General features: G+C 71.0%; 10 protein-coding genes. 6 read left to right on the top strand and 4 right to left on the bottom strand.

Annotated features, from left to right (window positions below; all coding sequences use genetic code 11):
- Positions 1-15 precede the first annotated feature (15 nt).
- Positions 16-1,095, bottom strand: coding sequence for a hypothetical protein (locus tag KG111_RS15805; protein ID WP_205289729.1), 1,080 nt, complete (start codon positions 1,093-1,095; stop codon positions 16-18).
- A gap of 47 nt (positions 1,096-1,142) precedes the next feature.
- Between KG111_RS15805 and KG111_RS15800 the strand changes: the two genes are divergently transcribed.
- The 5 genes from KG111_RS15800 to pstB all read left to right on the top strand — a co-directional run bounded on the left by KG111_RS15800 (position 1,143) and on the right by pstB (position 6,211).
- Complete coding sequence (locus KG111_RS15800) at positions 1,143-2,015, top strand: NUDIX hydrolase (protein WP_205289728.1); 873 nt, start codon at positions 1,143-1,145, stop codon at positions 2,013-2,015.
- A gap of 155 nt (positions 2,016-2,170) precedes the next feature.
- The gene (locus tag KG111_RS15795) at positions 2,171-3,259 is read left to right on the top strand and encodes a phosphate ABC transporter substrate-binding protein PstS (RefSeq protein ID WP_205289727.1); all 1,089 of its coding nucleotides are present in this window, start codon (positions 2,171-2,173) and stop codon (positions 3,257-3,259) included.
- A 108-nt stretch (positions 3,260-3,367) separates the two neighbouring features.
- Positions 3,368-4,348, top strand: a complete 981-nt coding sequence (pstC, locus tag KG111_RS15790; protein ID WP_205289726.1) for a phosphate ABC transporter permease subunit PstC — start codon at positions 3,368-3,370, stop codon at positions 4,346-4,348.
- A complete protein-coding gene (pstA, locus tag KG111_RS15785) occupies positions 4,345-5,403 on the top strand; it encodes a phosphate ABC transporter permease PstA (RefSeq protein WP_205289725.1) in 1,059 nt (352 codons plus the stop codon). Before pstC ends, pstA begins: the two co-directional genes overlap by 4 nt.
- A 28-nt stretch (positions 5,404-5,431) precedes the next feature.
- Positions 5,432-6,211 carry a phosphate ABC transporter ATP-binding protein PstB gene (gene pstB, locus KG111_RS15780; RefSeq protein WP_205289724.1) on the top strand — a complete coding sequence of 260 codons (780 nt, stop codon included), beginning with the start codon at positions 5,432-5,434 and terminating at the stop codon, positions 6,209-6,211.
- Positions 6,212-6,312: 101 nt separating this feature from the next.
- Here the strand turns inward: pstB and KG111_RS15775 are convergent, their stop codons facing one another.
- From KG111_RS15775 to KG111_RS15765, 3 genes are all read right to left on the bottom strand, one after another.
- Entirely contained in the window at positions 6,313-7,326 is a 1,014-nt protein-coding gene (locus KG111_RS15775; RefSeq protein ID WP_240195246.1) for an inorganic phosphate transporter, read from the bottom strand.
- A 29-nt stretch (positions 7,327-7,355) separates the two neighbouring features.
- Positions 7,356-7,973, bottom strand: a complete 618-nt coding sequence (locus KG111_RS15770; RefSeq protein WP_205290033.1) for a DUF47 domain-containing protein — start codon at positions 7,971-7,973, stop codon at positions 7,356-7,358.
- 135 nt (positions 7,974-8,108) lie between these two features.
- Positions 8,109-10,352 (bottom strand): RNA degradosome polyphosphate kinase, encoded by a 2,244-nt coding sequence (locus KG111_RS15765; RefSeq protein ID WP_240195200.1) that lies wholly within the window; start codon positions 10,350-10,352, stop codon positions 8,109-8,111.
- A gap of 131 nt (positions 10,353-10,483) precedes the next feature.
- Here KG111_RS15765 and KG111_RS15760 point away from each other — a divergent pair, with 131 nt between their 5' ends.
- Entirely contained in the window at positions 10,484-11,518 is a 1,035-nt protein-coding gene (locus KG111_RS15760; RefSeq protein WP_249666171.1) for an alpha/beta hydrolase, read from the top strand.
- Positions 11,519-11,541: the final 23 nt, after the last annotated feature.

Below are 11,541 nucleotides of genomic sequence, written 5' to 3'. Positions count from 1 at the left end.
GGCCCTCCTGCTGACTCAGCAGGTGGCGAACAGCACCGGGCCCTGGTTGAGGTCCGAGAGCACCCAGGCGCCGGCGATGGGCGTCAGGTCCATGGTGACCACGGCGTCCCGGGCGGCCACCCGGCCCAGGTCGAACCGGTCGCCGAAGCTGCCGCCCTGACCGGGCGCCGGGCCGGCGGCGAGCACCGAACGGCTGTCGGCGTTCTTGCGGGCCTGCTCCGCGGACTCGAAACCCATCGCCACCCGGACCGCGCCGCCGGGCTGCGCGGCGATGGCGAACCCGGTCACCGGGTTGATGTCCCCGGCGGCCTCGATCAGCTCCGCGGCGCGGGTGCGGTCGACGGGGTCGGCCGCGCTCATCGACAGCTCCGCGCACGTGTAGTCGCCGGTGTAGACCGAGGCGGACACCGCGTCCCCGACGGCTGCGGCTGCGGCGGCCACACCGTCGTCGTCGCCGCGTGCGTCCTCGTCGACCTGGCCGAGGAACACCGCGTCGTCACCGCTGACCAGCAGGTCCGCGTCCTCGTCGAGCCGCAACGCTGCCAGCTGCGGGGTGACGGGACCGTCCAGCCCTTCGAGCAGGTCCACCCCGCCGTGCCACACGCCGTCGGCGGACTCCGGCTCCTCGAAACCCATCGCCCGAAGCCGCTCGCGCAGCGCCGCGAAGTCGAAGTCCTCACCGACGCCGAGGAACACCACCGCACCGTCCGCGCCCTGGGCGAACAGCTCCCAGTCCAGCGAGGCCGGCGAGAAGCCGAACTCGGTGTGCAGGGTGGGCGCCGACTCCACCAGCGCGCTCACCGAGGCCAGGTCACGGTCGAAGGCCGCGGCGAGGAGGGCGTCCAGCTCCTCGGTCGACGACGACGCGGAGACCTCCGAGCCCAGCTCGGCGCGCACCGCCGACCAGTCGGTCCAGCCGAACCGCTGCGTGGAGGCCGGCGCCAGCGCCACCGCGGCGGCCAACCGGGTCGGCTCCTCGCGGGTCAGCCGCCAGGCGAGCAGCCCGCCGCCGGCGACGACGGCCACGAGCACGAGGACCAGCAGCACGACACGCCGGCGGGGCCGGCGCATGAGGGCACCCAGACGGCGGAGCACCGGCGAACCTCCTGGACGTCGAACGGTCGCCTGCGAGACTAGGCCACGTGCCCGAGATCCTCGCTGCCGGCGTGGTCGCGACCCGCCGCGGGCGCGAGGTGCTGCTCGTGCACCGCCCGAAGTACGACGACTGGTCCTTCCCCAAGGGCAAGCTCGACCCCGGCGAGCACCCCGTCGTCGCCGCCGTGCGCGAGACGCGGGAGGAGACCGGGCTGCGGGTGCGGCTCGGTGTGCCGCTGACCACCCAGCGCTACCCGCTCGCCGACGGGCGCACCAAGCAGGTGCGGTACTGGACCGGCCGGGTCCGCGGCGACGACGACGTGGCCGGCTACCGCGCCGGCGACGAGATCGACGAGGTCCGCTGGGTGCCGACCGACGCCGCGGCGAGCCTGCTCAGCTACGACCGGGACCGGTCCACCCTCACCGAGGCGCTCGGTGTGCGGCGCCGCACCCGCGCCCACGTCGTGCTCCGGCACGGCCACGCGCTCGACCGCGCGAAGTGGCGCGGCCCGGACCCCGAGCGGCCGCTGACCGCGGCCGGGGAGCAGGAGGCCGCGGACCTCGCCGGCCTGCTCGAGGCGTACGGCGTGCGCCACCTCGTCTCCTCGCCCAGCCGCCGCTGCGTGCAGACCGTGCAGCCCTACGCCCACGCCGCCGGCCGCGACCTCGACCTGCGCCGTGAGCTCAGCGAGGAGCACGCCAACGCGCGGGGGGTCGCGAAGGTCGTCGGCGAGGTCGTCGAGGGGCGGGCGTCCGTGCTGTGCAGCCACCGCCCCGTCCTGGGGTGGGTGTACGACGCCTTCGGGATCGAGCTCGCGCCCGAGGCGCCGGGCCTGGCGCCCGCCGAGATGCTGGTGCTGCACCTGCACCGCGGGGACGTGGTCGCCGTCGAGCGGCACGCGCCGGGGCGTCGTACCTGAGCGGTCGTGCCTGAGGCGAGGCGACCGCCACTGTTCACCCTCCGTTCAGGTTCGTCGGGGAGTCGCGTTACCCCCGCTGCCTAACGTCCGTGGTGTCCAGTACGAGCGAGGGGCCATGGTGCGAGCTGCCCCTCACCTGTGGAGAGGCACGTCCCTTGAACACCACCACCATCCGCCGCGGCACTGTGCCCGGTATCGCCGCCCTCGCCCTGCTGATGAGCGCCTGCGGCGCGGCCAACGAGTCCGGCGCCGACCCGGCCGCGGACGGCCTGTCCGGCAACCTGAAGGGTGGCGGCGCCACCTCGCAGGAGAAGGCACAGGAGGCCTGGCGGACCGCGATACAGGGCAAGAACAGCGGCCTGGCCGTCGACTACGCGCTGCTCGGCTCCACCGACGGCCGCAGCCAGTTCGTCTCCGGCGCGCTGTCCTTCGCCGGCTCCGACTCCTACATCGCCGACGAGGACCTGGCCAAGGCCAAGGAGCGCTGCGACGGCAACGTCGTGGAGATCCCCGCCTACATCTCCTCCATCGGGATCGCCTTCAACGTCCCCGGCGTCACCGAGCTGAGGCTCACGCCCTCGACCATCGCGAAGATCTTCGACGGCAAGATCAAGAAGTGGGACGACAAGGAGATCGCCGCCACCAACGACGGCGTCGCGCTGCCCGACCTCGCGATCTCCCCGGTGCACCGCGCCGACGACTCCGGCACCACCAAGAACTTCACCGACTACCTGGCCAAGACCGCCCCCGAGGCCTGGGGCTACGAGGCGGCCGACGCCTTCCCGGTCTCCGGCGGTCTCTCCGCCGAGGGCACCTCCGGGGTGGTCAAGCAGATCGGCGACACCGCCGGCGCGATCGGCTACGCCGACGCCAGCCAGACCGGCGACCTCTCGACGGTCTCCGTGGCCGTCGGTGACACCTTCGTCCCGCCGTCGCCGGAGGGCGCGGCCAAGACCGTCGCCGTCTCCCCGGTGGTGGAGGGCCGCGACGAGACCGACATCGCCGTCGACGTGGACCGGGCCACCACCGAGGCCGGTGCCTACCCGGTCATCCTGCTGTCCTACCTCATCGCGTGCGAGACCTACGAGGACGAGACCGAGGCGGCCAACGTCAAGGGCTACCTCGAGTACATCGTCTCCGACGAGGGGCAGGCCGACGCGGCCGACTTCGCCGGCTCCGCCAAGCTCGCGCCCGAGACCGCCGAGCGGGCCCAGAAGATCGTCGCCGGCATCACCACCCGGTGACCTCGACGACGGGGTCGGGCGGCACGCCCGCCCGGCCCCGTCCGCCGCGCCGGCGCCGTACGCCGGCGGACGCGCCGCCGCACCACCCCATGAGCTCGAGGTGACGAAGTGACAGCCCCACCCACGCAGACCCCCGCGGGACTCGCCGAGGCCCCGTCGCCGTGGACGACCGTCCGCGGCGGCCTCGGCGACCGCGTCTTCAAGACGATCGCCCTCCTGGCCGGGCTGACGATCGTCGCCGCGCTGGCAGGGGTCTTCGTGTTCCTGGCGATCAAGGGCGCCAGCGGGTTCACCAAGCCCGCCGAGGTCTACGGACCGCACGCGGCGAGCTTCGCCGGATACGTCGGCCCGCTGCTCGTCGGCACGTTCACCGCCTCGATCATCGCGCTTGTCATCGCGGTGCCGTTGGCGTTCGGGATCGCGCTGGTGATCAGCCACTACGCACCGCGCTGGGTCGCCACCCCGATCGCCTTCGTCATCGACCTGCTCGCCGCGGTGCCCTCGGTGGTCTACGGCCTGTGGGGCGCGTTCTTCCTCGCCCAGAAGCTCGTGCCGCTGCACCGCTGGCTGCACGAGAACCTCGGCCCGATCCCGGTCGTCGGCGCATTGTTCGGCGAACCCAACCCGGCCGGGCGCTCCGTGCTCACCGCGGGCATCGTGCTGGCGATCATGATCCTGCCGATCATCACCGCGATCTCGCGTGAGGTCTTCTCCCGCACCCCGCGGCTCCACGAGGAGGCCGCCCTCGCGCTGGGCGCCACCCGCTGGGAGATGATCCGGATGACGGTCTTCCCCTATGCCCGCTCCGGCATGGTCTCCGCGGTGATGCTCGGCCTGGGCCGCGCGCTGGGCGAGACGATGGCGGTCACGATGGTGCTCTCCGTCGGCTTCGACCTGTCGTGGAACATCATCGCCACCTCCAGCCCGACCTCGATCGCCGCCAACATCGCGCTCAAGTACAAGGAGCGCAGCCCCGACCTGCTCAACGTGCTGGTCGCCACCGGCCTGGTGCTGTTCTTGATGACCTTCCTGGTGAACTTCGCCGCCCGCTGGATCGTGGGCCGCAGCGAGAGGCGGATGGCGCGATGACCGTGCTCGACCAGGCGCGCCCGAGCCGGGTGCAGCACCTGTCGCTGACCAGCCCCCGCCTGCCCTGGCAGGCGCCGTACGTCGTCGCCGTGGTCGTCGCCGCGTTCGCCGGCCTGCTCGCGGTGCTCGGCACCCCGGCGGTCGGCGCCGCGGTCGTCGGCGTGCTCGGCTTCCTGCTGGCGCTGCCGCTGTGGTCGCTGGCCGTGGAGGGCCGCCGCTCCGCCGTGGACCGGCTGATGACCGGGCTGATCTGGACCACCTTCGCCGTCGCGGTGGTCCCGCTGGTCTCGCTGGTCTGGCGGGTGGTGGCCCAGGGCGCCAGCCGCGTCGACGGCGTGTTCTTGAGCTACTCGTTCTTCAAGACGCAGATCGACCAGCCGATCGGCATCTACCACGCGGTGATCGGCACGCTGCTGGTCACGCTCGGCGCCGCGGTGATCTCCGTGCCGGTCGGCGTGATGGCCGCGATCTACCTGGTCGAGTACGGCCGCGGCAACCCGCTGGCCCGGGCGATCACCTTCCTCGTCGACGTGATGACCGGCATCCCCTCCATCGTCGCCGGCCTCTTCGCGTTCGCGCTGTTCACGCTGCTCTTCGGGCCCGCCTACGTCTCCGGCTTCGGCGGCTCGGTGGCACTGTCGCTGCTGATGATCCCGATCGTGGTGCGGGCGACCGAGGAGATGCTGATGCTCGTCCCGGACGACCTGCGCGAGGCGGCGTACGCCCTGGGCACGCCGAAGTGGCGCACCATCGTCAAGGTGGTGCTGCCCACCGCGCTGGGCGGCATCCTCACCGGCGTCACCCTGGCCACCTCCCGGGTGATCGGCGAGACCGCGCCGCTGCTGCTGATCGCCGGCGCCACCGACCGCACCAACATGAACCTGTTCGACGGCGCGATGACCACCCTGCCGGTGCTGATCTACGGACAGAACCTGCGCGGCGACGCCTCCGCCGAGGCGAACGCCTGGGGCGCCGCCTTCGTCCTCATCCTGATCGTGATGGTGCTCAACCTCGTGGCACGCATCGTCGGGCGGATCTTCGCCCCCAAGAAGTGACCTGCGGGTCGAGAAGGAACCACAGCAAATGGCCAAGAGCATCGACATCTCCGACGTCGACATCTACTACGGCGACTTCCTCGCCGTGCAGGGCGTCAACATGACCATCCGCGCCGGCGCGGTGACCGCGTTCATCGGTCCCTCCGGCTGCGGCAAGTCGACCTTCCTGCGCTCGCTGAACCGGATGCACGAGGTCATCCCCGGCGCGCGCGTCGAGGGCAAGATCGTGGTCGACGGGCAGGACCTGTACGACCCCGGTGTCGACCCGGTCGCCGTACGACGCCAGATCGGGATGGTCTTCCAGCGGCCCAACCCGTTCCCCACGATGTCGATCTTCGACAACGTGCTCGCCGGGCTGAAGCTCAACGCCGGCCGGATGTCGAAGTCCGAGGCCGAGGAGGTCGTGGAGCGCTCGTTGCGCGGCGCGAACCTGTGGAACGAGGTCAAGGACCGGCTCAACAAGCCCGGCATGGGCCTCTCGGGCGGTCAGCAGCAGCGGCTGTGCATCGCCCGAGCCATCGCGGTGCAGCCGCAGGTGCTGCTCATGGACGAGCCGTGCTCGGCGCTCGACCCGATCTCGACGTCGGCGATCGAGGACCTGATCCACGAGCTGAAGAGCGACTACACGATCGTCATCGTCACCCACAACATGCAGCAGGCGGCGCGGGTCTCCGACGACACCGGCTTCTTCAACCTCAAGGCCACGGGCGAGCCGGGCCACCTGGTCGAGTTCAACCCGACCAAGAAGATGTTCGCCAACCCCGACGACCCGTCCACCGAGGCCTACATCTCCGGTCGGTTCGGCTGAGCCGAGCGGCGCGGGGAGCCCGGGGTCACGCCCGGCTGGCCGTGCTCCAAAAATGCGTCAGCGCCCGAGCCGAACGGCTCGGGCGCTGACGACGAGAAGGCTCAGTTGCCGGGGATGACCGCGGCGAGACCGAAGTAGGTGAGGATCGAGACGAGCGCGGCGGCCGGGATCGTGACGATCCAGGCGACGACGATGCCGCGGGCCACACCCCAGCGCACCGCGCTGAACCGACGGGTCGCGCCGGAGCCCATGATCGCGGAGGTGATCGTGTGCGTGGTCGAGACCGGCGCGTGCAGGCCCATCGCCATCACATAGAGCACCGTGGCGGCCACACCCTCGGCGGCGAAGCCGCGCGGCGGGTCGAGATCGATGATCTTGCGGCCCAGGGTCCGCATGATCCGCCAGCCACCGGAGTAGGTGCCGGCCGCGATCGCGAGGGCGGCGGAGACGATCACCCAGAGCGGGACGTCCTCACCGTCGGAGTACCCGCCGGCGACCAGCGCGAGCACGATGACACCCATCGTCTTCTGCGCGTCCTGCAGGCCGTGGCCCAGCGACATGCCCGCCGCCGACACGGTCTGCGCGAGACGGAAGCCGCGGTTGACCTTGTGCTGGTTGGCCTTGCGGAACACCCACATGATCGCGGTCATGAACAGGAACGCACCGAGGAAGCCGATGAGCGGCGAGATGACCATCGGGATCGCGACCTTGTCGACCAGGGTGGTCCACTCGACCGTGGTCGCGCTGGCGATACCGGCGCCGACGATGCCGCCGATCAGGGCGTGCGAGGAGGAGCTGGGGATCCCGAAGTACCAGGTGATCAGGTTCCACACGATCGCGCCGACCAGGGCGGCCACCACGATCGTGAGCGCATGGATGCGATCGTGCTCGTCGCCTGAGGTGGTCACCTCACCGATCTTGATGATCCCTTGGATCGTCTGGGCGACGCCGACTCCGAGGAGTGCGCCTACGAAGTTCAGCACCGCGGCCATGGCCAGTGCGATCCGCGGGGTCAGTGCCCGGGTGGACACCGAGGTCGCGATCGCGTTCGCCGCGTCGTGGAAGCCGTTGGTGTAGTCGAAGACCAGCGCGATCACCACGACCGCGATGACCATCAGGAGGATGGAGTCCACAGCTGGCTGACTCAGCCTTCCTTGACGGCGATCTGCTCCACGGTGTTCGCGACCTTCTCGAAGGCGTCGATGGCGCCCTCGAGCGACTCGACGATGTCCTTCAGCTTGAGGACCTCGATGGTGGCGAACTCACCGGAGAACAGCTTGGCCAACGTGCGGCGGTGGTTGCGGTCGCCCGTGTTCTCCAGGCGGTTGATCTCGATCCAGTAGTCGTCCAGCGACTTCATGGACTGCAGCCGCGGCATGGCGGCGGCGGTGAGCTCGGCGCAGCGCTGCAGGACCTCGACCTGTTCGGTCAGCTCCGGCGGCAGCTCCTTGACCTCGTAGAGCAGGATCAGGTCGACGGCCTCGTCCATCATGTCCATGACGTCGTCGAGGCCGGACCCGAGCGCGTAGATGTCCTCGCGGTCGAACGGGGTGACGAAGGTGCTGTTGACCTTCTTGATCAGCTCGTGCGTCGTCTCGTCGGCGGCGTGCTCGGCGGCACGCATGCGCTCGGCGACCGACTCCTTGTTGGAGGAGTCCGACAACATCTCGGCCAAGAGCTCGGCACCGGTGACCAGGTGCTGCGCGGCTTGGGTGAACAGATCGTAGAAGGAGGTATCGACCGGACGTAGACGCAGACGCAGACCCACATGAACTCCTGTAGAGGCGGAGTGGAACGACTTCATGCTAGGGGGTCACCTTCTGCGGAACGCAAACCACCGCCCCCGTTGTCACTGTGGCCCACCACACGCCCCTGGCCTGGGACGTCGTACGACGGCTCAGCGGCGGTGCCGCTGACGCTGGATCAGCGTCTCCTGGAGGTGGCGGCGGCCGGGCTTGCGCGTCCACGTGCCGTCCGCGGAGAGCTCCCACGCCTCGGTGTCGGGGGAGAACGCCAGGTCGAGCATCGCGCGCACCTCGGCGCTGCTGGCGGCGGGCAGCCGCACCAGCACCTCGACGCGGCGGTCCAGGTTGCGGTGCATCAGGTCGGCCGAGCCGATCCAGGTCACCGGCTCGCCGCCGTTGTCGAAGCTGAACACGCGGCTGTGCTCGAGGAAGCGGCCGAGCACGGAGCGCACGGTGATGTTCTCGCTCAGGCCGGGGACGCCGGGGCGCAGCGAGCAGATGCCGCGCACGAGCAGCTCGACGGGGACCCCGGCGTTCGAGGCCAGGTAGAGCGCGTCGATGACCTGCTCGTCGACCACCGAGTTCGCCTTGAACCGGATGCGCGCCGGCAGCCCGGCGCGGTGGTGCTCGATCTCGGTGCGGATCTGTGCGATCAGACCGCTGCGCACCGAGTCGGGGGCGACCAGCAGCTCCTCGTAGGTGGCCTTGCGCGACCAGCCGGAGAGGTTGTTGAACAGGTGGGCGACGTCCTCGCCGATGGTCTCGTCGGTGGTGAGCAGCCCGAGGTCCTCGTACATCCGCGAGGTCTTCGGGTTGTAGTTGCCGGTGCCGATGTGGGTGTAGCGCCGGATGCCGCCCTGGTGCTCGCCCTCGTCGCGGACCACCATGGCCAGCTTGCAGTGCGTCTTGAGCCCGACCAGTCCGTAGACCACGTGGCAGCCGGCCTGCTCCAGCTTCCGCGCCCAGCGGATGTTGGCCTGCTCGTCGAAGCGGGCCTTGATCTCGACCAGCACCAGCACCTGCTTGCCGGCCTCCGCGGCGTCGATGAGGGCGTCGATGATCGGTGAGTCGCCGGAGGTGCGGTAGAGGGTCTGCTTGATGGCCAGCACGTGCGGGTCCGCCGCGGCCTGCTCGATGAACCGCTGTACCGAGGTGGCGAACGAGTCGTAGGGGTGGTGCACCAGCACGTCGCCGCGCCGGATCGCCTTGAACACGTCCACCGGTGCCGCCGACTCGACCTCCGCGAGGCGGGGGTGGGTGGTGGGGACGAAGGAGGGGTACTTCAGGTCCTCGCGCGGCAGGTCGGCGATCGAGTGCAGGCCGCGCAGGTCGAGCGGACCGGGCAGCCGGAACACCTCGTCCTCGGAGATGCCGAGCTCGGAGACCAGCAGCTCCAGCACCGGCGGCGCGATCGACTCCTCCACCTCCAGGCGCACCGGCGGCCCGAAGCGCCGCCGCAGCAGCTCCTTCTCCAGCGCCGCCAGCAGGTTCTCCGCGTCGTCCTCCTCGACCTCCAGGTCCTCGTTGCGGGTGACCCGGAAGGTGTGCACCTCCAGCACGTCCATGCCCGGGAACAATCGGCGCAGGTGCGCGCCGATCACGTCCTCCAACGGCACGAACCGGGCGTTGCCCAGCGCCACGAACCGGTCGAAGTTCGGCGGCACCTTCACCCGGGCGAAGTGCTCCTTGCCGGTCTTGGGGTTGCGCACCAGGACCGCCAGGTTGAGCGAGAGCCCGGAGATGTAGGGGAACGGGTGCGCCGGGTCCACGGCCAACGGGGTGAGGACGGGGAAGATGCGCTCCTTGAACAGCTTCTTGCAGGTCTTCTGCTCGTCGCGGTCCAGCTCACCCCAGCGCACCAGCTCGATGCCCTCCTCGCGCAGCGCCGGCATCAGCTGCTCGTGGAGCACGGACGCGTGGCGCTGGCTCAGGTCGCCCGCACGCTCCCAGATCGCCTGCAGCACCTCCAGCGGCAGCATCCCGCTCGCCGCGCGCACGGCCAGCCCGGTGGCGATGCGCCGCTTCAGCCCGGCGACGCGCACCATGAAGAACTCGTCCAGGTTCGAGGTGAAGATCGCCAGGTACCGGACCCGCTCCAGCAGCGGCAGGCTGTCGTCCTCGGCCAGCTCGAGCACGCGCTCGTTGAACCGCAGCCACGACAGCTCGCGGTCCAGGTACCGGTTGCGCACCGCCGCGACCGCGGCGATCGCCTCGACCTCCTCCTCGCTCGCCGTCTCGACGGACGTCGCCGCGTCCGGGTCGTTGTCGAGGCCGTGCTCCGCGGCGGCGTCCGGCGCCGGACCCCGGTCGGCCGGGGCCGGGACGCTCACGTCGCTGGCCGGTACGGCGTCCGTCGGCTCATCCTCGGGCGGGGTGACGGCCTGGGCACTGGTCATGTCGCGATTGTGACACCGCCAGGTGAACGTGGGCAGGGTGAACGTGGGCAGGGTGAACGGAGACCGGATGAACGGGGGCTGTCGCGGCTCGCCGGCCTTGCCCGGCCTCGCCCGCTCAGTAGGTTGACCGCGTGAACCTGTTGTCCTCCGTTGAGAGTCGTGGCCTGCGGGCCCTGATGGGCCTGCCGGACCCCGTTCTGCGTCGCCTCGCCGGGAAGCCGGTGGTGCTGGACGGCCAGACCCTGGCGCCGGACCTGCAGCTGCTGCTGCGGCTGCAGCGGTTGCTGCGCAAGCGGGGGATGGAGGTCGCCGAGCTCGAGCAGGGCCGCCGCGACCTGCGCGACAGCGCCGTCCTGGTCGGTGGCGACCAGCCCATCGGCGCCGTACGGCAGCTCGAGGTCGCCGGCCTGCCCGCCCGGCACTACCTGCCGCGTGCGGCGAGCGGGTCCGGCGCCGGTCCGCTGCTGCTGTTCTTCCACGGCGGCGGCTTCGTGTACGGCGACCTCGACTCCCACGACGCGCCGTGCCGGCTGCTCGCCGAGCGCTCCGGGGTGCCGGTGCTCTCGGTGGAGTACGGCGTGGGGCCCGAGCGTGCCTTCCCCGGCGCCTTCGACGACGCCGAGGCCGCGCTGGGCTGGGTCCTCGCCCACGCCGACGACCTCGGCGTCGACCCCGCCCGGATCGTGGTGGGCGGTGACTCCGCGGGCGGCCAGATCTCCGCCTGGGTGGCGATCGCCGCCGCTCGGGCAGGCATCCCGCTGGCCTGGCAGCTGTTGTTCTACCCGGCCACCCACGCCACCCGTGACACCGAGAGCCTGCGGCTGTTCGCCGAGGACTTCTACCTCACCGCCGAGTACATCGCCTGGGTCACCGAGCTCTACCTGCCCACGGCCGCGGACCGCGACGACGAACGCATGCAGCTCGTCAGCGTCGAGGTGCCCGACGGGCTCGCGCCGGCCTACGTGGTGACCGCGGGCTTCGACCCGCTGCGCGACGAGGGCGAGCAGTACGCCCGCCACCTCGAGGCCGCCGGCGTGGATGTCGAGCTGCGCCGCTGCCCCACGCAGGTGCACGGCTTCCTCAACATGGCCGGCGTGGTGCGCAGCAGCCGCGCCGATGTGCTCGTCGCCGCCGACCGCCTCGGTGAGGTGCTCGGCAAGGGCTGAGGGTCTAGCGGTCGGGGTCTAGA

The sequence above is a fragment of the Nocardioides faecalis genome, from assembly GCF_018388425.1.
In the GTDB taxonomy this organism is placed as follows: domain Bacteria; phylum Actinomycetota; class Actinomycetes; order Propionibacteriales; family Nocardioidaceae; genus Nocardioides; species Nocardioides faecalis.
The sequence above is the reverse complement of the archived record's forward strand: the minus strand, read 5'-3'. Positions and strand labels throughout refer to the sequence as shown.

Bases quoted from the DNA above. Each gene is read 5' to 3' on its own strand.
- KG111_RS15775 (WP_240195246.1), bottom strand. From the start codon at position 7,326: ATGGTCATCGCGGTCGTGGTGATCGCGCTGGTCTTCGACTACACCAAC.
- KG111_RS15765 (WP_240195200.1), bottom strand. From the start codon at position 10,352: ATGACCAGTGCCCAGGCCGTCACCCCGCCCGAGGATGAGCCGACGGAC.
- pstA (WP_205289725.1), top strand. From the start codon at position 4,345: ATGACCGTGCTCGACCAGGCGCGCCCGAGCCGGGTGCAGCACCTGTCG.
- pstB (WP_205289724.1), top strand. From the start codon at position 5,432: ATGGCCAAGAGCATCGACATCTCCGACGTCGACATCTACTACGGCGAC.